Source organism: Mobilicoccus caccae (assembly GCF_030161635.1).
Taxonomy (GTDB): domain Bacteria; phylum Actinomycetota; class Actinomycetes; order Actinomycetales; family Dermatophilaceae; genus Mobilicoccus; species Mobilicoccus caccae.
On sequence record NZ_BSUO01000001.1, the window covers coordinates 1,930,628 to 1,951,471 of the forward strand.

A 20,844-nucleotide genomic window follows, 5' to 3' on the forward strand; every position below is an offset into this window, starting at 1 on the left:
CCGCGGGTGCCCGGCTCGTAACCTGGCAGTGGCCTTCTCAAGCCTCCCCCGGCTGTAGGAAGACCCAGCGGCCCCGGTCCCCCCACCGGGGCCGCCGTCATGTCCGGGCCCGTGTCCTGCGCGCGGGGGCAGTTCAGCGGACGGTGATCCCGTCCTGCGCGAGGGCCTTCTTGACGTCGGCGATGGTCATCTCCCCGAAGTGGAAGACGCTCGCCGCGAGTACCGCGTCGGCCCCCGCACGCACGGCGGGCGCGAAGTGGTCGACGGCCCCGGCGCCGCCGCTGGCGATGAGCGGGATGTCGACGCGCTGCCGCACCTCCGAGATGAGGTCGACGTCGAACCCGGCCTTGGTGCCGTCGGCGTCCATCGAGTTGAGCAGGATCTCCCCCGCGCCCCGGCGAGCCGCCTCGGCGCACCACTCGAGGGCGTCGATGCCCGTGCCACGTCGCCCGCCGTGGGTCGTGACCTCGAATCCGCTCTCGGGGCGCGGGTGGGAGTCGCCCGGCTCCTCACGCCAGCGACGCACGTCGGCCGACAGGACCAGGACCTGCGCCCCGAAGCGCGCCGCGACCTCGTCGATGAGGTCGGGACGGGCGATGGCGGCGGTGTTGACCCCCACCTTGTCGGCGCCGGCCCGCAGCAGCCGATCCACGTCCTCGACGGTGCGCACCCCGCCACCGACCGTGAGCGGGATGAACACCTGCTCGGCGGTGCGGGCCACGACGTCGTAGGTCGTCCGGCGGTCGCCGCTGCTCGCCGTCACATCGAGGAAGGTCAGCTCGTCGGCACCCTGGGCGTCGTACCTCTTGGCGAGTTCGACGGGATCGCCCGCATCGCGCAGGTTCTCGAAGTTGACGCCCTTGACGACGCGCCCGGCGTCGACGTCCAGACACGGGATGACACGGGTGGCGAGGCTCACCGCGCCAGTCTAGGAGACCGCCGACAGCGTCGTCCCGACACCGCGGCGGGGGTGCGCAGGTCCCTGTTGTCGGCGATCCCGGCGAGCTGCGCGGGCCCGGCGGGCGGCGGCCACCTATCGTGAGAAGCGTGCATGTGCGCTATACGGACGAGCTGGCCGAGGCCTTCACGAGGCGAGCCGCGGCCGCGCGGCGTCGGAGTCGAACCTCGGTCCACCACCGGTGGGGCCGGCTCAAGGCGCGCACGTTCTTCCTCGCCCAGATCGCCATCTCGGCGGCGCTGGCCTGGTTCATCGCCCGCGACGTGCTCGGCCACCCCCAACCCTTCTTCGCGCCGGTGGCCGCCGTCGTCGCCCTCGGCCTGTCCTTCGGGCAACGCCTCGAACGCGCGATCCAGATCGTGTTCGGCGTCGCCGTCGGCGTGGGGGTGGGCGACCTCGTCGTGGCCCAACTGGGTAGCGGCTACTGGCAGTTGGCCGTCATCGTCTTCACGGCGATGGCGATCACCACCTTCCTCGACGGCGGGGTCCTGACGACGACCCAGGCCGGCGTGCAGTCGGCGATCGTCACCATCCTCGTGGCCGCGCCCGACCAGGCCGTGTCGCGCTGGATCGACGCCGTCGTCGGCGGTGCGGTGGCGCTGGCCGCCGCGACGATCACGCCCGCGGCGCCGCTGCGCCGACCACGTCAGCACACCTCCGAGATCGTCGCGGAGATGTCGCGACTGTTCGGCGAGACCGCCGAGGCCCTGGCCTCCGAGGACCTCGACCGGTGCGAACGCACCCTGGAACGGGCCCGGCGCACCGAGCACTCCCTCAACACCCTCGAATCGCTCGCCGACGACGGCCTCTCGGTCATCCGGTCCTCACCCTTCCGGCGCCGGCAACTGCCCGCGGTGCAGGAGATCGCCGACCTGCTCGAACCCCTCGACCGCGCCCTGCGCAACCTGCGCGTGCTCGTGCGGCGCGGCACGATCGCGGTCCGTCAGGGCGAACGGGTCCCCCGCAGCTACCTGCAGATGGTGCGCGACCTGGCCGCCGTGTCCGCCGAGATGGCCGCCGACCTCTCCGAACGCCGCATCCCCGAGGCCCGCCGCCTGGCGCTCTACCAGCTCGCCGAGGAGACGACCTACGTCGATCCCCGGCCGACGCTGTCCTCGGAGGTCATCCGCGCCCAGGTGCGTTCGATCATCCTCGACCTGCTCATGGTCAGCGGCCTGACGTTCGAGGAGGCCCTCACCGGCATCCCGTCCTCCTACAGCCTGCACGGCGAACCCGACGAGGTCCTCGGTGACGTCGACCTCGATGACCTCGATGACGTGGACCGGACCCTGGAGTCCGACGACGACCCGCCCCCTCGCCACGAACCGCGCGGATCGTCGACGCCCGGTGAGGTCTCCGACAGGACCACACGCAGGAACGAGACGGACCGAGGCCGGGGCTCAGCCGACGTCTAGCGGAAGTCGTCCGGACCGTCGGTGGTCGTGTCGGCGCCCGCGTCGGTCGGGTCGGCCTGCGGCTCAGGGGTGCCGGGAGGCGGAGTCGCGTCGCGGTCGGCCGGTGCGGCCGGGTGGTCCAGGTCGGGCTCGTGCCCGGCGTGGTAGTCGATGAGTGCCGCGAGCCGCCCGGCCTCGCTGCGGCCGTACTCACCGTCGGCCTTCTGGATGGCCATGAGCGGCACGGTGTCGGCGTCCCACGTGTCCAGGTAGGCCCAGGGCGACCCGCCCCCGAACTGCAGACGCACGATGTCGCCCCAGGCCAGGCGGCGGGTGACGAGGATGTTGCGCACCACGAGACCCTCGGGGCTCGGCACGGCCCGGATGATGGCGAAGCGCCAGAGGAACGCGGCGATCGCGGCCCCGAGGAGGAACAGCATGATGCGGTCGGAGATCGCCCAGTCGTCCTTCTGCAACGCCTGTCCGGGCACGAACACGGCGGAGATCGTGAACACGAGCAGCACCAGCACGGCCATGACCACGGGGACCACCCGCCCACGGCGGGGTCGGATCACCGCGTAAGGACTACGTCGACGCTCGCTCGCCATGGTGTGCAGTCTGCTCCTGTTCCGGTCGCCCCGCGACCACGATGACCCGCCTCAGAGACGGCAGGCGGCGATGTCGGTGACGAGGATGCCCCGGGCGCCGAGCCCGTACAGCTCGTCCATGATCCGGTTCATGCCCTTGCGCGGCACCATCGCACGCACGGCGACGTAACCCTCGTGGTGCAGCGGCGACACCGTCGGCGACTCCAGGCCCGGGGTGATCTTGGTGGCCCGGTCGATGAGCTCCACGCGGATGTCGTAATCCATCATCACGTACGTGCGCGCGGTGATGACGCCCGACAGACGCCGCTTGAGCACCTCGAGCCGGTCCTCCTGCGTGGGCTGGGGACGGGCGACGAGCACACCCTCGCTGACGAGGATCGGCTCCCCGAAGGTGACCAGGCCCTGGTTGCGCAGAGTGGTGCCCGTCTCGACGACGTCGGCGATGACATCGGCCACCCCGAGGGTGATCGACGTCTCGACGGCACCGTCCAGGCGCACGACCTCGGCCTCGATGCTGCGCTCGGCGAGGTGGGCGCGCACCAGGCCCGCGTAGGACGTCGCGATGCGCTTGCCGGCGAGGTCGGCGGCGGACTCGGCGACACCGGGGACCGAGGCGAAGCGGAACGTCGAGCGGGCGAAGCCCAGCCGGAGCACCTCGCTCGCGTTGGCGCCGGAGTCCAACAGCAGGTCACGGCCGGTGATGCCGGCATCCAGCGTGCCCGATCCGACGTACACCGCGATGTCGCGCGGACGGAGGTAGAAGAACTCGATGTCGTTGTCGGCGTCGACGAGGACGAGCTCCTTGGAGTCGCGCCGGACGGTGTAGCCGGCCTCCTTGAGCATGACGACGGCCATTTCGGACAGGGACCCCTTGTTGGGGACGGCGACGCGCAGCATGGGACATCTCCTGTGGGACGAGGACTCGGCGGGCGAGGACGAGGACGGTCGGGGCTCGGCGGGCACGGCGCGAGGCGCGGTGCGCATCGCCGATCCACCCGGCCGCCCTCACAGATGCTGGTAGACGTCCTCCAGCGTGATTCCCTGGGCCACCATCAGCACCAGTGTGTGGTACAGCAACTGGCTGATCTCCTCGGCCGATCGGTCGTCGCCCTCGTGTTCGGCCGCCATCCACACCTCGGCGGCCTCCTCGACGACCTTCTTGCCGATGAAGTGCACCCCGGCGTCGAGCTCGGTGACGGTACGGGAGCCTTCGGGCCGGTTGGCAGCCTTGTCGAGGATCTCCGCGTACATCTGCTCAAAGGTCTTCACGGCGGGAGCCTATCGGCAGACCTCGCCACGCCCGACCACGGGTTCGCATGGCGAACCGGCGCTCCTCAGCGCAGGTCGGCCAGCGTCCGCGCCGTGGCGAGCGCGGCGGTCGCCGCCTCGTGCCCCTTGGACTCACTGCTGCCGGCCAGACCGGCCCGGTCGAGCGCCTGCTGCTCGTCGTCGCAGGTCAGCACACCGAAGCCGATCGGCGTCCCGGTCTCCAACGCCACCTGGGTGAGTCCCCAGGTGGCCGCCTGACACACGTAGTCGAAGTGGGGAGTCCCGCCACGGATGACGACGCCGAGCGCGACGACCGCGTCGTACTCGGCGGCCAGCGCCCGTGCCACGACGGGCAGTTCGAAGCTGCCGGGGACGCGGACGAGCGTCGTCTGCGCACACCCCGCCTCGCTGAGCGTCTGCTGCGCGCCCGCGACGAGTCCGTCCATGACCTGGGTGTGCCAGGACGCGGCGACGATCGCGACGCGCAGCCCGCTCCCGTCGACGGTGATCTCGGGAGATCCTGATCCACTCATGACAGCTCCTTGCGCTGGTCGTTCTCGATGGGGCCCGGGCGCACGACGGCAGGGTCGACGTCGAGGTCGTCCTCGGTGATCGCGTGCCGCATCCGGTCTGCCTTGGTGCGCAGGTAGCGCAGGTTGTCGGGGTTGACCCCCGCGTGCAACGGCCGCGTCGTCACGTCGGTGAACCCGGCGTCCACGAGGCTCTCGGACTTCTCCGGGTTGTTGGTGAGCACCACGATGTTCTCCGCGCCGAGATCACGCAGGATGGCCGCCGCCGCGCCGTACTCCCGGGCGTCGATGGGCAGGCCGAGGCGGGTCTGGGCCTCGACGGTGTCGGCGCCCGCGTCCTGCAGTTCGTAGGCCGACAGCTTGGCGAGCAGCCCGATGCCGCGCCCCTCGTGGCCGCGCAGGTAGACGATGACGCCGCCCTCGCCGCCCACGATGGAGCGCGCGGCCCGGAACTGGGGGCCGCAGTCGCACCGGCGCGAGCCGAGCGCGTCACCGGTGAGGCACTCGGAGTGGATCCTCGTCAGCACCGTGCCGTCGGGGCGTCCACCGCGCAGGCCCTCGGGGCTGACCAGCGCCACGTGCTCGGCGCCGGTGAGCAGGTCGAGGTAGCCGAGCATGGTGAACTCCCCGTCCTCGGTGGGGAGCCGGGTCGTGGCCGTGCGGACCACCCGGTCGTGTCGGGCCCGGTGTTCGGCGAGGTCGGCGATCGTCACGACGGGCAACCCGTGCTCGGCGCCGAGCTCGATCACCGCGGGCGCGCGCATCATCGTGCCGTCGTCGTTGACGAGTTCGGCGATCGCTCCCACCGGCGCGAGGCCCGCCAGCCGGCACAGGTCGACGGTGGCCTCGGTGTGCCCGCGCCGCGCGAGCACCCCACCGGGGCGCGCCCGCAGCGGGACGACGTGGCCGGGGCGGATGAGGTCGGCCGCCGTGCTTTCCGGGTCGCCCAGCGCCCGGATCGTCGTCGCCCGATCGGCGGCGCTGATGCCCGTGGTCACCCCGACCCGGGCGTCGCAGGTGACGGTGTAGGCCGTGCGCAGCGAGTCCTGGTTGTCCTCGACCATGAGCGGCAGGTCGAGCCGGTCGGCCCACTCCGCAGGCATCGGCGCGCACACGTACCCCGAGCCGTGCCGGATCATCCAGGCCGTCCAGGCGTCGGTGAGCGTCTCGGCGGCGACGACGACGTCGCCCTCGTTCTCGCGGTCGGCGTCGTCGAGGACGAGGACCGGGCGCCCCTCACGCAACGCCGCCAGGGCGTCCTCGATCGGTGCGAACGGCGGTGTGACAGCGGCCGTCGGGATGTGGGGGACGTCGTGGGACTCGTCGCCGGAGGTCATGTCGATGCTCCTTCTCTCATCGCCGCACGCTTCCACACGACGAATCCGTACACCACCAGAGCGCCGTAGACCGCGTACAGCACCGCGGAGGGGTAGTAGTCCGAGACCCACAGCAGGGGGATCCCCACGAGGTCGACCGCGATCCAGGCCAGCCAGAAGTCGGTCCAGCCGCGGGCCATGGCGTAGGTGGCCAGGATCGACCCGACGAAGATCCAGGCGTCGGCCCAGTAGTACCAGCGGGGCGCGGGCCATCCGGCGCCGACGGAGGCGAACACCGCCTGCGCGACGACGACGCCCACCAGCGCTGCCGCGAGGTACCCGATCCGCTCCGACGTCGTGGCCCAGCGCGGGGTGATCGCCGGCTCGTCCGCGGCCCGGCCCCGACGCACGGTGTTCCAGCGCCACCAGCCGTACAGGCTCGTGATGACGAAGAAGACCTGACGGAAGGCCTGGCCGTAGAGCGGATGGCGGCCGTCGGGCAACGCGAACGCCGCACCGATGAACACCGTGAACAGCAGGACGTTGCCGATGATGCCCACCGGCCAGGCCCACACACGACGACGCAGACCGCCGACGGCCGAGGCAAACCCGAAGAGGTTGCCGACGATCTCCCGCCAGTAGAGGGGATAGCCGCCGATCTCGATCGAGGCGTCGAACAGACGCAGCAGGGTCTCGGTCACGCGCGGTGCTCCCGCCCGGGGTCGAGGTCGCCGTCGGAGAGCGGCTCGCAGGCCGCCTCGGGCGCGCCGGCCACGATCAGACGCTCGACGTACTTGGCGATGACGTCGACCTCGAGGTTGACGACGTCGCCCTGCCTCAGGGCGCCCAAGGTGGTGAGCTCGAGCGTGGTGGGGATGAGGCTGACGGTGAACGTCGCATCGGTCACCGAGACCACGGTGAGCGAGACACCGTCGACGGTGATCGAGCCCTTCTCGACCACGTACCGCGACAGCGCCGGCGGCAGGTCGAACTCGAGGACCTCCCACCGCTCGCCCGGCACGCGTGAGCGCAGGGTGGCTGTCCCGTCGACGTGCCCCTGGACGATGTGACCCCCGAAGCGCCCGTCGGCCCGCATCGCGCGTTCGAGGTTGACCCGCGAACCCGGTTCGACGGCGGCGAGACTGCTGCGCTCCAGGGTCTCGGCCATGACGTCGACGGAGAATCCCGCCGCGTCGTGCTCGACGACGGTGAGGCAGACGCCGTTGACGGCGATGGACGCGCCGTGCGTGGCGTCGGAGACGACCAGGGGGCCCTCGATGCGCAGGACGGCCGAGTCGCCCTGCCGCTGCACGGAGTCGATCCGGCCGAGCTCTTCCACGATTCCGGTGAACATCAGGACCTTCCTCGGTCTGTCTGGGGGTCGTCGTCGGTCTGGGGGCTTCGGGTGAGGCGTCGGGCGGGTCGGCGGTGCCGGCCACGGGACGGGCCACGATGCGCACGTCGTCACCCACCTGCCGGACGTCGGTGAGGCGGAGGCGCACGGCGTCGTCGATGGTGGCGACGCCGAAATCGGCGAGCACGGCCGGGCCGGCGCCGAGCAGGGCCGGAGCGAGGTAGGCGACGACCTCGTCGATCAGACCCGCCCGCCAGAACGCGGCGGCGAGGGTGGCCCCGCCCTCGAGCAGGACGTGCCGCACGTGCTCGCCCGCGAGGGCGTCCAGCGCCGCGCGGGGGTCGCGGGTCGGCAGGAACAGCGTGGGCGCGGAGTCGTCACGCAGGCGGGCGGAGGCGGGGAGTTGCTCGCACCGCTGCCCCATGACGACGCGCAGCGGCTGCCGGGCCACCGGGGTCCCGTCGTCGCCGCGCACGGTGAGCGAGGGGTCGTCGGCCAGCGCCGTGCCGGTGCCGACGAGGATCGCGCCGACGCGGGAGCGCAGGTCGTGCACGTCGCGGCGGGCCTTTCTCCCGGTGATCCACCGGCTCGTGGAGTCGGCGGCGGCGATCCGCCCGTCCAGCGTGGAGGCGACCTTCCACGTGACGAAGGGACGCCCGTGGCCGATCGCGTGCAGCCACTCGCGGTTGAGCAGCGCGGCCTCTTCTCCGAGCAGGCCGACATCGACGGCGATCCCCGCATCGCGGAGACGTTCGATTCCGCCGTCCGCGGCGGGGTTGGGGTCCGGGCACGCCACGACGACCCGACTCACGCCCGTCCGGATCAACGCCTTGGAGCAGGCCGGGGTGCGCCCCACGTGGTCGCACGGTTCGAGGGTGACGTAGCAGGCCCCGCCGCGCGCCCGCTCGCCCGCCGCAGCGAGCGCGACGGCCTCGGCGTGATCGGTCCCCGCGCCCTCGTGGTGGCCCTCGCCGACGACCCGTCCGCCGGTGTCGAGGATCACCGCACCGACACGGGGATTGGGATCGGCCACCGGGCCGCGGGCGGCCAACGTCAGGGCGCGCCGCATCAGCAGCACGTCGCGCATCGCCGATCCGGCGCCCATGTCGGCCTCCTACCCACTCTCGTTCCGGGGTCGGAGCATGGGAGGCGAACAGTGCCCGGGACGCCGCAGCCACGAGGGCGCGCGGACATCCCGACGCAACACGTGCGCCTCCCATCCGGACTTTCACCGTCGGTCCTGGAGTTCCACCAGATCAACCGGCCCGGTCCTCCCGAAGGACGACGCGGACGCGGGTCGCGGACTGTCACCGCCGGCTCGGAATTACACCGACCCCGGAGCACGTGCCGACCAGTATGCCATCGCCGCAGCGTCTCGGGCGCCCTCGGTCTCAGCCGCGACGGTGGCCCGTGACCAGGGCGCGCAGGCCGTCGATGTTGGCAGCGGCGTCCTCGGCGTTGTAGACGGCCGATCCCGCCACGAAAACGTCGGCACCGGCGTCGGCGCACTGCTCGATCGTGGCGGCGGAGACTCCCCGTCGACCTGGATCCAGATCTCGCCGCCGTACCGACGCACGGACTCCCGCACGGCCCGCACCTTAGGCATCATGTCGGCCATGAACGCCTGACCGCCGAACCCCGGCTCGACGGTCATGACGAGCACCATGTCGAGCTCGGGAAGCAGCTCCTCGTACGGCTCCCACGGGGTTCCCGGCTTGAGTGCCATGCTCGCCCGCGCACCCGCGGAGCGCAGGGCCCTCGCCAGCGTGACGGGATCCTGCGCGGCCTCGATGTGGAAGGTCACCGACTTGGCGCCCGCCTCGGCGTACGGCGGCGCCCACCGGTCGGGGTCCTCGATCATCAGGTGGCAGTCGATGGGCACCGGACTGACCTCGATCAGCGACTCCACGACGGGCAGGCCGAGGGTGAGGTTGGGCACGAAGTGGGCGTCCATGACGTCGACGTGGGCCCAGTCGGCGTTGCCGATCGCGTCGAGTTCGCTCTGGAGGTTGGCGAAGTCGGCGGAGAGGATGCTCGGGGAGATCTGCACGTCCGCAGGCTATCGCGAGGCACGGGCACCCCCGAGGCGCGGTGCGGGGCCTCTCGCCCCCGACACACGCAGAAACCCGGCTCGGACCGCCTCCGCAGTGGAGACGGTCCGAGCCGGGTCTTCTGTGCGCCCGGGTCAGCTCTGCTCGAGCACGCTGCGGGTCACCGCGTTCTGCTCGGTCAGCACGCCGGAGATGATGTTCTGCGCGTCGTTGATGCGCTCGACGGTCTCGGCCACCTGCTGCAGCGCCGAGACGACGCTGCCGGCGTCGGACTGGATCGCCGTGACGCGGGCGTCGACCTCCTCGGTCGCCTTCGCGGTCTCGCGCGCCAGATCCTTCACCTCGTTGGCGACGACGGCGAAGCCCTTGCCGGCGTCACCGGCGCGGGCGGCCTCGATGGTCGCGTTGAGGGCCAGCAGGTTGGTCTGCTCGGCGATGCTCGTGATGACCTTGACCACGTTGCCGATCTCGACACTGCTCGTGTTGAGGCGGGCGACGATGCCGCTGGCGTCCTGCGTGAGCTTCTGCGCGTCGTTGGCGACGTCGGAGGCCTCGAGCACGTTCTTCTCGACCTCGGTGATCGAGCTCATCAGCTCCTCACCGGCGTGCCGGGTGCGCGCCGTCGCGCGGTGACGCTCGATCGCGCTGGAGAGCAGGCGGGCCGTGTTGCGCAGCGCGTTCTCGCGGTCGGCGGACAGGATGATCTCGCGCAGCGCGAAGAAGTCGATGGTGCCGACGACCTTGCCGGCCACGACGATCGGCATCGACACACCGGACTTGACGCCCGCACGCTGAGCAGCCGGTGCGCGCACACAGTCGGTGACCAGGCCGATGTCGGGCTCGAAGACGAGGTCCCGCGTCGACCAGGTACGACCGGCCAGACCCACGCCCTCGGCGAACGTCGCCGTGCGCGTGACCGACTTGAACTCCTCGCCGGCGTCGCCGGACTCCTGGGCGTTCTTGAGGACGCGGTCACCGTCGTCGATGGTCCAGTACGAGCCGTAGACCCAGCCGAGCTCGCTGCGGACGGTCTCCAGGGCGACCCGGACGGCCTCGTCCTCGGAGTGCGCGGCGTTGACCTTGACGACGACCTCGTTGATCGCGTGCATGTCCTTGTCGGTCTCGGCGCGACGTTCGACGGTGAGCACCCGCTCCAGCGACTGCGACACGAGCTTGCCCACGGTGGAGAGCACGGTGATGCGGATCGGGCCCGGCGTGTGCTCGGGGTCGGCCATGAAGTCCATGGTGCCGACGACCTCGCCCTCCTGGAACAGCGGGAAGGAGACGGCGGCGAGGATGCCGCTGCGCGCGGCGACAGGGGCGCGCACACAGTCGGTCACCTGCGACAGATCGGGCGCGAAGACGAGCTTCTTCTCCGCCCAGGAGCGGCCGGCCAGACCGACACCGCGGGGGAAGGACGCCGACATCGTCACGCGGCGGAACTCCTCACCGACGTTGCCCGACTCCGTCCGGAACGTCAGGGCGTTGGATCCTGGTTGGATCCACCACACCGACGCGTAGTTCATGTGGAAGGCGTCGCGAACGACGTCCATCGCGGTCTGGAGGACCTGATCGGGCGTCGTCGCCTTGGACAGACGGTCCGCCACGGTGTCGAGGGCCTCGACGTAGTGGACGAGCTCGTCCTGCGAAGTGGTGGTGGCACTCGCCCCGTTCTCTCGAGGGCGCAAGATTCTCATGGTTTCTCCGATGTCTCAGCCTAAGACCCGCGCATCGCCAGACGCGATCGACAAGGGTCGGCGGATCTACCGCGTCGCCCCCTCATCGGCACCCGTTGTGAACGATCAAGCATTCGTCAGAGGTCGCCTGCCGGGGCCTCTCGACGCCTCATGACCGCGAAGAACATCGCATCGGTGCCCTCGACGTGCGGCCACAACTGAACGAAGGACCCACGACCTGCAGTGACATGACCCGATCGGCTGATCGAGTCGAGCAGCCGCCCGGCGTCGAGGAGTTCGACATCCGCGCGTCCCCGCGTGACGCGGTTCACGACCTGGATCGTCTCGGCCTCGTGCGGACTGCAGGTGGCGTACCCGAGGACGCCGCCGGGCCGGAGCGCGTCCAGACCGGAGGAGAGCAGGTCCTCCTGCAGGGCGGTGAGGTCGCCCACGTCGGCGGGGGTGCGCCGCCAGCGGGCGTCGGGGCGACGGCGCAGGGCCCCCAGGCCGGTGCACGGGGCGTCGATGAGCACGAGGTCGAAGGAGTTCGGCTCCTCCGCCCCGATCCGTCGCCCGTCGCCCACACCGACGAACACCTCGGCGCCGGCGTCCATGGCCGCACCGACCGCGGACTCCACGAGCTCGGCGCGGTGCTCGCTGGTCTCGTTGGCGAACAGCGTCGCCCCGCGCGGGATGGACAGCGCGGCCAGCAGACCGGCCTTGCCGCCGGGGCCGGCGCACAGGTCCAACCAGCGCGGCTCGGAGGCGCCCGGCGCCACGAGCCGGTCGTAGGCCTCCACCAGGGCCAGGACCAGCACCTGCGACCCCTCGTCCTGCACCGCGGCCCGCCCGTCACGCACGGCCGGGAACCCGCCGGGGTCTCCGCCCTCGGTGAGGATCGCCGCGTACGGCGACAGGGTGCCCGGCGACGCCCCCGCCTCCAGCAGGTCCTCGACCTCGAGGAGTCCGGGCCGGGCGATGAGGGTGACGTCGGCCGGCACGTTGTGGGCGTGCAACAGATCGAGCAGGTCGGCGTCGACGGTCTCGGGGGTGCTCGCCCCGTGCGCGAGCAGGGCCGCCCGCAGGGCCCGCACGATCCACCCCGGGTGGCTGTGGGCGACGCCGACGTCCTCCAGGCTCGTCGGTGCCTCGAACGCGCCGTCGTCGGTGCCCTCGGCCCGCCGCCCCGCGCCGGGGGCCACGAGGCCCATCCAGTCCTCGGCGGGTGTCTCGCTGACCCGGCGCAGGACGGCGTTGACGAAGGAGGCGGCACCGGCCCCGATCTCACCCCGGGTCAGGCCCACGGTGGCGTCGACGGCCGCGTGCGCGGGCACCCGCATGCCGAGCAACTGGTGCACGCCGAGCCGGAGCACGTCGAGCACGGGCGGGTCCATGTCGACCGGAGCCCGGTCCGAGCAGCGCGCGAGCACGGCGTCGTAGAAACCGCGCATGCGGGTCACGCCGTAGACGAGTTCGGTGGCGAAGGCCGCATCACGCCCGCCCAGGTGGGCCCGCCGCAGCCGCCCCGGCAGCTCGAGGTTGGCGTAGGCGCCGTCGCTCACGGCCCGCAGGGTCTCGTACGCGACGGATCGGGCCGGGTCCGCGTGCCGGCGACGCTCCGAGGGTCGCTGGGAGGAGCGTTTGCCCGGATCGGTGCGTCGCGCCTGGCCGCCGTACCCGACCCGCCCGGTGCCGGGCCGCTCCCGGCGTTCGGGACGGCCACCGCCGCGACGGTCGTGGCGGCGGTCCGGACGGTCCGGTTCGTTCTCAGACATCGAACGTCTCCTGATCCACCCGGACGCCCCGGGCCCAGTCGGCTGCGGCCATCGGCTTCTTGCCCTGCGGTTGCACCGTCGTCAGCTCGATCGGCCCGTCACCGGTGCCGACGAGCACGTGGGCCCGACCCGCCTCGATCTCTCCGGGCGCGAGGGTCGCGCCCGCGCGCTCCGGCCCGGCCTCCGACGTCGCGAGCACCTTGAGCGGGGCGCCGCGGAACATCGTCCACGCGCCCGGGGCGGGGGTGCATCCGCGCACCCGGTTGCGCACCGCGCGCGCCGGGTCGGCCCAGTGGATGCGGGCGTCCTCCCGGGTGAGCTTGGGGGCGTAGCTGGGCTCGCCCTCCTGCGCCTGCGGCGTCGCCGTCCCGTCCTCGAGGGCGTCCAGGGTGGAGACGAGCAGCCGGGCCCCGGCCACGGCGAGCCGGGAGAGCACCTCGCCCGCGGTCTCGTCCGGGTCGACGTCGACGCGCAGGTGATCGAGGATCGGCCCGGTGTCGAGGCCCTCTTCCAGCAGGAACGTGCACGCCCCGGTCTCGGCCTCGCCGGCGATGAGCGAGTGCTGGACGGGAGCGGCGCCGCGCCACGCGGGCAGCAGCGAGAAGTGCAGGTTGATCCAGCCGTGCGCGGGGATGTCGAGCGCGGCCGGGGGGACGATGTTGCCGTACGCGACGACGGGGGCGGCGTCCGGGGCCAGGTCGGTCAACCGTGCGAGGAACTCCGGGTCACGCACCGTGGTGGGGGTGAGCACCTCGATCCCCGCCTCCTGCGCGCACACCCGCACCGGGCTGGGCCGCAGGCCCCGACCGCGACCGGCCCGGGCGTCCGGGCGGGTGACGACGGCGAGGACCTCGTGGCCCGAGGCGATGAGGGCCTCCAGGGACGGGACGGCCACCTCGGGGGTGCCGGCGAACACGACGCGCATCAGGCCCTCCTGCCGTGCGGGTTCTCCTTGACGACGACCTCGCCCGCCCACGACGCCGACCGGATGACCTTGAGCGCGCGACGTCGCGCCACCGGGTCGAGCCGGTCGATGAACAGCACCCCGTCGAGGTGGTCGGTCTCGTGCTGGAAGCACTGCGCGAGCAGGGCGGTCCCCTCGATCCGGACGGGCTCGCCGTGCTGGTCGAACCCCGTGGCGACGGCCCGGGGGGCACGCGGGGGCATCGCCTGCAGTCCGGGGATGGACAGGCATCCCTCCTCGGTCTCCTCGAGATCGCCCTCGAGGCTGAGCACGGGGTTGACGACGTGGCCGAGGACGCCGTCGACGTGGTAGGTGAACACCCGCAACCCCACCCCGATCTGCGGGGCCGCGAGTCCCGCGCCGGGAGCCTCGAGCATCGAGTCGGTGAGGTCCTGCACGAGGCCGCGCAGTTCGGCGTCGAAGTCGGTGACCTCGCTCGCCCGGGTACGCAGCACCGGATCGCCCAGGCGGCGGATGTCGAGGGTCGTCACGCGGGTCCTTCGCGGGTGGGAACGGGTGGGGTGGTGCCGGGATGGCGATTCGGGCCGCAGGCGAGCCGATTCCCGCATCGATCGTGGCGCGGTCGGCCGGGAGGCCGGGCGGCGCGCACGCGCCAGTCTAGGAGACGGCCGGACGAGCCTGATCATCCGACGTCGGTCACGCCGAGGCGGACGGCGACCTGGTCACGCTCCTTGCGGGCACTGCGCGTGCGTCGGATGGCCGCCAGCGCCGCGGTGGCCGCCGCCGCGTGGGCGAGCGGGACCCGGAGCAGCAGGTGGACCTCCTCCCCCACCGGGATCGGCCCGAGGCGATCGACCTCGACGACGTCGCGCAGGTCGGCCACGAACTCGTCGGCGATGGCGCGCACGCCGGCCTGGCTGCCCGACAGGCGGGCCATCCACACCGTGGGCGGCAGCGACAGCTCCTCGCGTTCGGCCAGCTCCCGGCGGGCGAACCACTCCGGATTCCACCGGATCAGGGCCTCGACCACCGGCAGCGGGGTGTGGGTGGGTGCACCGGCGAGCACGACGACGCCACCGGCCGCCGCGTCGCGTGTGAGGGCCGCGGCCGTCAGCCACCGGCGCAGCGCCTCCTCCCCCGCGTCCAGCCTCGGGCGGTCGATGTTGGCCCAGGCGTCGAGCAGCAGCGTGGCCGCGTAGCCGCCCTCGGCGTAGGGCTCGGCGCCCGGGGTGGCGATGACGAGGGCCGGGCGGTTCTCGACCCGCTCGAGGACCTCGGGCGACCCGGAGGTGCGGATCGGGACTCCCGGAAAGGCCCGACCCAGCTCTTCGGCCGTGCGGTGGGCACCGACGACGCTGCTGCGCCAGCGGTGCGATCCGCAGTGGACACAGGTGAAGGCGACCGGTGATCGCCCGCACCACCGGCATTCGGGGGGCACGTTCGGGCCGGGGAGCGCGAGGGGGCCGTGGCAGTGCGGGCACCGCGCCGGCGTCCGGCACTCCTGGCACGAGAGGGAGGGCAGGTACCCACGCCGCGGCACCTGGACGAGCACCGGCCCCGACTCCAACGCGGCGTGGGCGGCGCGCCACGCGGCCGAGGGCAGGTGGGCGTGCGCCCCCGGACCGTCGCGCTCCTGGTCGTGTCCCTCACCGACGACGTGCACCCGCGCGAGGCGACGACGGTCGGCCGGCTCGGGCACGATCTCGCGGACCAGGCCGGAGACGACCCACTGCTCGACGGCGACCGACCGCGCGAACCCTCCGACGAGCAGGGCGGCCCCGGTCTGCTCGGCGCGGGCGCGCAGGACCTCCCGCATGTGCGCGTACGGGGCGCGGGGCTCGGCGTGCAGGTCGTCGCCGTCGTCCCACCAGGCGACCAGACCGAGGTCGGCCACCGGTGCGTACGCGGCGGCCCGGGTGCCGACCACGCAGGACACGTGGCCACGCAGCACCGACAGCCAGGCGGTGTACCGGGCCTGGGGACCCTGATCCGCGGTCAGACGCACGTGGCGTCCCTTGCCGAGCACGGCGAGCAGGGCCGCGTCCACGCGGGCGACGTCGCGGTGATCCGGCACGACCAGCACCACTCCTCGACCGCCTGCGAGCGTCGCCGCCGCGGCCGCGGCCAGCGCCGCGGGCCAGTCGAGGTCGGGATCGGTCGTCGGCAACGCCGACCACGCCGCCCACGGCCCCTCACCCGCGGTGATGCGCCGCAGAAAGCTCTCCCCAGCGGGATAGCGACCCCACGGGCCCGGCGTCGGCGCGGGGACGACCTCCGCGTCGGGCGGTGAGCCGGCACCCCCGGTCCCGGCGGATCGACCACCGGTCCCGGCGGATCACCCACCGACGGAGCCGCGTCGCCCGCGGGCACCTGCGGATCGACCGGCGCCTGCGGGGGCCGAGCCGTCAGCGCCTTCTCGGCCTGGGCGTGCCGGGGTGGCACCGCCAGGCGCAGGACGTCGGCGAAGGTGCCGGCGTGCCGGTCGGCGACCGTGCGGGCCAGCGTCGCGATCTCGGGGGTGAGCACCGGCTCGGGACTGACGACCCGCCGCAGGTCGGCGAGCCTGCCCGCGTGCTCGGGACGTGCCCGCCGTTCGAGGACGACACCGTCGACCTCCCGCCCGGCGAACCGCACCTTGACCCGGGCACCCGGGACCGCACCGTCGTCGAACTCGGCCGGCACGCGGTACTCGAAACCCCGGTCGAGGTGCGGCAGGGGCACCTGAACCGCCACGAGGGCCACGGGCGACTCGGGTGTCGGTGCCTCCGCTGCCCCCTGCGCGTGTCCGGACCGTTCGGGCGTCGCGGGCACGGCGACCAGGGCCTGCTGCGCGCCTGCGTCCGATGCCATACCCCGTTTCTACCCCTTCCCGCCGACAACCCTTCGTCGCGCCCCGCGCGGCCACGGCGTGTCCACCCGGGCTCCCGTGCCGCCCAGGGGTCCCCGCGCCGCCGAAGTCCGGCCCCCTCGACACGCGGCGGAACTCGGGAGGCGGTAGAAACGACCCATGCGATCTCCCCACGTTCTCGCGATGATCCTCGCCGGCGGCCGCGGTAGCCGGATGGACGTGCTCACCCGAGAGCGGCCCAAACCCGTCCTGCCCTTCGGGGGGACCCACCGCCTCATCGACTTCCCCCTGTCCAACCTGCGGCACAGCGGGATCGACGACATCCTCATGTGCGTCCAGTACCACGCGTCCTCGCTCGAACGTGCCGTCGGCGGCGGCCGGCCGTGGGACCTCGACCGCACCCGCGGTGGGTTGCTCGTCATCGGCCCCGAGGAGGGCCGCGGACCCGAACGCAGCGGGTTCGCCACGGGTAACGCCGATCTCCTGCGCCGGTTCCGGCACGAGATCCGCCACCACGAGCCCGACGTCGTGCTCGTCCTCTCGGCCGATCACGTCTACGCGGCCGACTACGGCGACCTCGTCGACACCCACCTCGAGGCCGGCGCCGACGTCACGATCCTCACCTACGACCTCTCCAAGACCGAGGCCGTCAATCACGCCGTCGTCGAGGTGGACGGCGACCCGAGCGTGCCGGGCACGCGCGTCTCGGGGCTGCAGTACAAGCCCACCCGCCCGGCGTCCTCGATCGTCGCGACCGAGGTCTTCGCCTACGACCCGGACACCCTCATGCGGGCGCTGGGTGAGCTGCACGACCGTGACGACGAGTCCGAGGCCGGCGACACCGGGCTCGGCGACTTCGGCGACAAGCTCCTGCCCCACCTCATCGAGCAGGGCACGGTCGTCGTGCACCCGCACACCGGCTACTGGCGCGACGTCGGCCGTCCGGAGTCGTTCCTGCGCGCCCACCGCGATCTGCTCGCCGGTCGCATCGACGTGTTCGACGACCCGCGACGCCCCCTGCTCGGAGCGACCACCAACCGGCCCGCGGCCCTCGTCAGCGAGGGTGCCGACCTCGTCGACTCGATGGTCTCCCCGGATGCGACGTCGCCGGCCGCGTCGTGCGCAGCGTGCTGGGTCCGGGTGTGGTCGTCGAGGCCGGGGCCGAGGTGGTCGACAGCGTCGTCTTCGAGGACGTGACGATCCGCGCCGGGGCCTTCGTCGGCACAGCGATCGTCGACCACCAGGTCGAGATCGAGCGGGACGCCCGCATCGGCGTGGAGACCGGCGACCGCCTGCCCGCCGAGGAGGACGTCTCCCTCGTGGGCCGGCAGAGCCGTGTCGGCCGCGGCGTCGTCATCGACTCCGGAGCGCGCCTCGAGCCCGGCACCACAGCCTGATTCCACCCGCATCCGCGACGACCCGGTAGGCCAGGCCTACCGGGTCGTCGCGAGTGCGTGAGGGAACCGCGTGGTGGGGAGACCTCAGCCGTTGATCGCGCGCTGCAGCTCCTCGACGCGGTTCGTCTTCTCCCAGGTGAAGGGGTTGACGACACCGTCGGCGGTGGTGCGGCCGAAGTGGCCGTACGCGGCGGTGGCCTTGTAGATCGGACGCAGCAGGTCGAGCTGGTCGACGATGGCGGCCGGGCGCAGGTCGAACACCGTGGTGATGGCCTTCTGGATCTCCTCCAACGGCTTGGTCTCGGTGCCGAAGCACTCGACGTACAGGCCGACCGGCTGGGCCTTGCCGATGGCGTAGGCGGTCTGGACCTCGCAGCGCTTGGCCAGACCGGCGGCGACGACGTTCTTGGCGACCCAGCGGGTGGCGTAGGCGGCCGAGCGGTCGACCTTCGAGGGGTCCTTGCCCGAGAACGCGCCACCACCGTGGCGGGCCATGCCGCCGTAGGTGTCGACGATGATCTTGCGGCCGGTCAGGCCCGCGTCGCCCATCGGGCCACCGACGACGAACTTGCCGGTCGGGTTGACGAGCAGGCGGTAGTCCTCGACGTTCATGCCGACACCGGAGTCGGCGAGCTCCTCCAGGACGGGCTTGATGATGAGCTTCTCGACGTCGGGCTGCAGCAGCGCCTCGAGGCTCACGTCCTCGGCGTGCTGGGTCGACAGGACGAGGGTGTCGAGCGAGACGGCCTGGTCGCCGTTGTAGGCGATCGTGACCTGGGTCTTGCCGTCGGGACGCAGGTAGGCCATCTGGCCCGACTTGCGCACGGCGGTGAGCCGCTCGGCGAGCCGGTGCGCGAGGAAGATCGGCAGCGGCATGTACTCGGGGGTCTCGTCGGTGGCGTACCCGAACATCAGGCCCTGGTCGCCGGCGCCCTGCTTGTCGAGGGGGTCGACGCCACCGGTGCGGTTCTCGTACGCGGTGTCGACACCCTGGGCGATGTCGCGGCTCTGCTCGCCGATGGAGATCTCGACGCCGCAGGTGCGGCCGTCGAATCCCTTGACGGAGCTGTCGTACCCGATACCGATGATGGTCTTGCGCACCAGGCTGGGGATGTCGACGTATCCGGTGGTCGCGACCTCCCCGGCGACGTGGACGAGTCCGGTCGTCACCATCGTCTCGACGGCGACACGCGCGTGGGGGTCCTGCTCGAGCATCGCGTCGAGGATGGAGTCACTGATCTGGTCGCAGATCTTGTCGGGGTGACCCTCGGTGACGGACTCGGAGGTGAACAGTCGGGACACGGGTGGGAACTCCTCACTGGTGGGGACGACCCGGCGGGTGGCTCAGCGGTCGAGGGTCGAGTCTACAAAGCGTCGGGGACGGTCGCGCAGCGCGTCTTCCACGGCGTCCAGCACGGCGGCCGAGGCGGCCGCCTTGGTGGTCGGGCCGGCCTGCGCGAGCAGGGTGCCGCCCGGTCCGAGCACGTGGACGGTGGTGTCGTCCTGGCCGAAGGTGACCCCGACGCCGACCTCGTTGGCCACGAGCAGGTCACAGCCCTTGCGTGCCAGCTTGGCCCGCGCGTGGTGCAGGACGTCGCCCTCGGCGTCACCGGTCTCGGCGGCGAACCCGACGATGAGCGGGCCGGGCTCACCGGAGCGTTCGCGCCGGGAGTCCCGCTCGCGCACGAGGCCGGCGAGGATGTCGGGGTTGCGGACGAGTTCGACGACGGGTGCGTCCTCCGGCTCGGCCTCGCCGGGTGCCGCCTGGGTCTTCTTGATCTTGGCCTCGGCGTAGGTCGCGGGCCGGAAGTCGGCCACGGCCGCGGCCATGACGACGACGTCGGCCGTCCTCGCGGCCTCGCTCATGGCCGCCTCGAGGTCCCGCGCGGTCTCGACCGCGACCAGTCGCACCCCGGCGGGTGTCGGCAGGGAGGCGCTGGAGACGAGGGTGACCTGCGCGCCACGGGCTGCGGCGACGGTCGCGAGGGCGTATCCCTGCTTGCCCGAGCTGCGGTTGCCCAGATAGCGCACGGGGTCCAGCGGTTCGCGGGTGCCGCCTGCGCTGATGACGACGTCGAGTCCGGCCAGCGAGGATCCTTGCGCCCTGGGCGACTCCGGCATCTCGGAGACGCCGGACGGCTCGGCCGTGTCCGACGTCGAGATCTCGGGGAGGGCGAGGGGCGCATCGGCCTGGAGGATGGCGAGGCACGCCTCGTAGATCTCCTGCGGCTCGGGCAGGCGACCCGGCCCGGTGTCGACGCCGGTCAGACGCCCCGAGGCGGGGTCGATGACGTGGACACCGCGCTCGCGCAGGGTCGAGCAGTTGGCGACCGTCGCGGGGTGCTCCCACATCTCGGTGTGCATGGCAGGGGCGAGCACCACCGGGCAGCGCGCGGTGAGCAGGACGTTGGTGAGCAGGTCGTCGGCCAGGCCGTGCGCGGCACGGGCCAGGAGGTCGGCGGTGGCCGGGGCCACGACGACCAGATCGGCCTGCTTGCCGAGGCGCACGTGCGGCACCTCCTCGACGCGGTCCCACACCTGATCCGAGACCGGCTTGCCCGAGAGGGCCTCCCAGGTGGGCGCCCCGACGAACTTCAGCGCCGCGGCCGTGGGCACGACCGTGACGTCGGCCCCCGCCTCGGCGAACAGACGCAGCAGCAGGCACGCCTTGTAGGCGGCGATGCCACCGGCGACACCGAGCACGACGCGGCGCCCCCGGACGGAGAACTCGCCGGCCCCGGGG

19 protein-coding genes, 2 pseudogenes and 1 riboswitch are annotated in these 20,844 nt (G+C 72.5%); of the genes and pseudogenes, 3 read left to right on the forward strand and 18 right to left on the reverse strand.

Annotated features, from left to right (window positions below; translation table 11 throughout):
- Positions 1-133 precede the first annotated feature (133 nt).
- Positions 134-919 carry an imidazole glycerol phosphate synthase subunit HisF gene (gene hisF, locus QQK49_RS09375; protein WP_284303682.1) on the reverse strand — a complete coding sequence of 262 codons (786 nt, stop codon included), beginning with the start codon at positions 917-919 and terminating at the stop codon, positions 134-136.
- A gap of 128 nt (positions 920-1,047) precedes the next feature.
- Between hisF and QQK49_RS09380 the strand changes: the two genes are divergently transcribed.
- Complete coding sequence (locus tag QQK49_RS09380; RefSeq protein WP_284303683.1) at positions 1,048-2,373, forward strand: FUSC family protein; 1,326 nt, start codon at positions 1,048-1,050, stop codon at positions 2,371-2,373.
- On the opposite strand, the gene QQK49_RS09385 is transcribed toward QQK49_RS09380, so the two are convergent.
- The 15 genes and pseudogenes from QQK49_RS09385 to QQK49_RS23245 all read right to left on the reverse strand — a co-directional run bounded on the left by QQK49_RS09385 (position 2,370) and on the right by QQK49_RS23245 (position 16,706).
- Entirely contained in the window at positions 2,370-2,960 is a 591-nt protein-coding gene (locus QQK49_RS09385; protein ID WP_284303684.1) for a PH domain-containing protein, read from the reverse strand. The genes QQK49_RS09380 and QQK49_RS09385 overlap by 4 nt on opposite strands.
- A 51-nt stretch (positions 2,961-3,011) precedes the next feature.
- A complete protein-coding gene (hisG, locus tag QQK49_RS09390; protein WP_284303685.1) occupies positions 3,012-3,857 on the reverse strand; it encodes an ATP phosphoribosyltransferase in 846 nt (281 codons plus the stop codon).
- Positions 3,858-3,965: 108 nt separating this feature from the next.
- Positions 3,966-4,229, reverse strand: a complete 264-nt coding sequence (locus QQK49_RS09395) for a phosphoribosyl-ATP diphosphatase (protein ID WP_284303686.1) — start codon at positions 4,227-4,229, stop codon at positions 3,966-3,968.
- A 65-nt stretch (positions 4,230-4,294) separates the two neighbouring features.
- Complete coding sequence (gene ribH / locus QQK49_RS09400) at positions 4,295-4,762, reverse strand: 6,7-dimethyl-8-ribityllumazine synthase (protein WP_284303687.1); 468 nt, start codon at positions 4,760-4,762, stop codon at positions 4,295-4,297.
- Positions 4,759-6,096: a 3,4-dihydroxy-2-butanone-4-phosphate synthase gene (gene ribB, locus QQK49_RS09405; protein ID WP_284303688.1), complete on the reverse strand. Its 1,338-nt coding sequence runs from the start codon at positions 6,094-6,096 to the stop codon at positions 4,759-4,761. The genes ribH and ribB overlap by 4 nt, the downstream gene beginning before the upstream one ends.
- A complete protein-coding gene (gene pnuC, locus QQK49_RS09410) occupies positions 6,093-6,776 on the reverse strand; it encodes a nicotinamide riboside transporter PnuC (protein ID WP_284305864.1) in 684 nt (227 codons plus the stop codon). The genes ribB and pnuC overlap by 4 nt, the downstream gene beginning before the upstream one ends.
- Positions 6,773-7,429 carry a riboflavin synthase gene (locus tag QQK49_RS09415; RefSeq protein WP_284305865.1) on the reverse strand — a complete coding sequence of 219 codons (657 nt, stop codon included), beginning with the start codon at positions 7,427-7,429 and terminating at the stop codon, positions 6,773-6,775. Before QQK49_RS09415 ends, pnuC begins: the two co-directional genes overlap by 4 nt.
- Positions 7,430-7,541: 112 nt before the next feature.
- Positions 7,542-8,534: pseudogene (gene ribD, locus QQK49_RS09420) on the reverse strand (bifunctional diaminohydroxyphosphoribosylaminopyrimidine deaminase/5-amino-6-(5-phosphoribosylamino)uracil reductase RibD); the annotation flags it as partial.
- A 99-nt stretch (positions 8,535-8,633) separates the two neighbouring features.
- Positions 8,634-8,776: riboswitch (FMN riboswitch) on the reverse strand.
- A gap of 44 nt (positions 8,777-8,820) precedes the next feature.
- Positions 8,821-9,479, reverse strand: a pseudogene (gene rpe, locus QQK49_RS09425) (ribulose-phosphate 3-epimerase).
- Positions 9,480-9,614: 135 nt separating this feature from the next.
- Positions 9,615-11,177, reverse strand: coding sequence for a methyl-accepting chemotaxis protein (locus QQK49_RS09430; protein ID WP_284303689.1), 1,563 nt, complete (start codon positions 11,175-11,177; stop codon positions 9,615-9,617).
- Positions 11,178-11,293: 116 nt separating this feature from the next.
- Positions 11,294-12,931 carry an RsmB/NOP family class I SAM-dependent RNA methyltransferase gene (locus QQK49_RS09435; RefSeq protein WP_284303690.1) on the reverse strand — a complete coding sequence of 546 codons (1,638 nt, stop codon included), beginning with the start codon at positions 12,929-12,931 and terminating at the stop codon, positions 11,294-11,296.
- Positions 12,924-13,856, reverse strand: a complete 933-nt coding sequence (gene fmt / locus QQK49_RS09440) for a methionyl-tRNA formyltransferase (RefSeq protein ID WP_284303691.1) — start codon at positions 13,854-13,856, stop codon at positions 12,924-12,926. Before fmt ends, QQK49_RS09435 begins: the two co-directional genes overlap by 8 nt.
- The gene (gene def, locus QQK49_RS09445; RefSeq protein WP_284303692.1) at positions 13,856-14,386 is read right to left on the reverse strand and encodes a peptide deformylase; all 531 of its coding nucleotides are present in this window, start codon (positions 14,384-14,386) and stop codon (positions 13,856-13,858) included. The genes fmt and def overlap by 1 nt, the downstream gene beginning before the upstream one ends.
- Before the next feature lie 152 nt (positions 14,387-14,538).
- Positions 14,539-15,939 carry a primosome assembly protein PriA gene (locus QQK49_RS09450; protein ID WP_431310524.1) on the reverse strand — a complete coding sequence of 467 codons (1,401 nt, stop codon included), beginning with the start codon at positions 15,937-15,939 and terminating at the stop codon, positions 14,539-14,541.
- A complete protein-coding gene (locus tag QQK49_RS23245; RefSeq protein ID WP_431310525.1) occupies positions 15,852-16,706 on the reverse strand; it encodes a primosomal protein N' family DNA-binding protein in 855 nt (284 codons plus the stop codon). Before QQK49_RS23245 ends, QQK49_RS09450 begins: the two co-directional genes overlap by 88 nt.
- Before the next feature lie 157 nt (positions 16,707-16,863).
- On the opposite strand from QQK49_RS23245, the gene QQK49_RS09455 reads away from it, so the two are divergent.
- Together QQK49_RS09455 and QQK49_RS09460 are read left to right on the forward strand one after the other, a co-directional pair.
- Positions 16,864-17,901 (forward strand): glucose-1-phosphate adenylyltransferase family protein, encoded by a 1,038-nt coding sequence (locus tag QQK49_RS09455; RefSeq protein ID WP_284303693.1) that lies wholly within the window; start codon positions 16,864-16,866, stop codon positions 17,899-17,901.
- The gene (locus QQK49_RS09460) at positions 17,847-18,101 is read left to right on the forward strand and encodes a GlgC family sugar phosphate nucleotidyltransferase (protein ID WP_488803210.1); all 255 of its coding nucleotides are present in this window, start codon (positions 17,847-17,849) and stop codon (positions 18,099-18,101) included. Before QQK49_RS09455 ends, QQK49_RS09460 begins: the two co-directional genes overlap by 55 nt.
- A gap of 84 nt (positions 18,102-18,185) precedes the next feature.
- Here QQK49_RS09460 and metK read toward each other — a convergent pair whose 3' ends face one another.
- On the reverse strand, positions 18,186-19,403 hold the full coding sequence (metK, locus tag QQK49_RS09465) for a methionine adenosyltransferase (RefSeq protein WP_284303695.1): 1,218 nt from the start codon (positions 19,401-19,403) through the stop codon (positions 18,186-18,188).
- A gap of 42 nt (positions 19,404-19,445) precedes the next feature.
- Positions 19,446-20,804, reverse strand: a complete 1,359-nt coding sequence (locus QQK49_RS09470) for a bifunctional phosphopantothenoylcysteine decarboxylase/phosphopantothenate synthase (RefSeq protein WP_284305866.1) — start codon at positions 20,802-20,804, stop codon at positions 19,446-19,448.
- Positions 20,805-20,844: the final 40 nt, after the last annotated feature.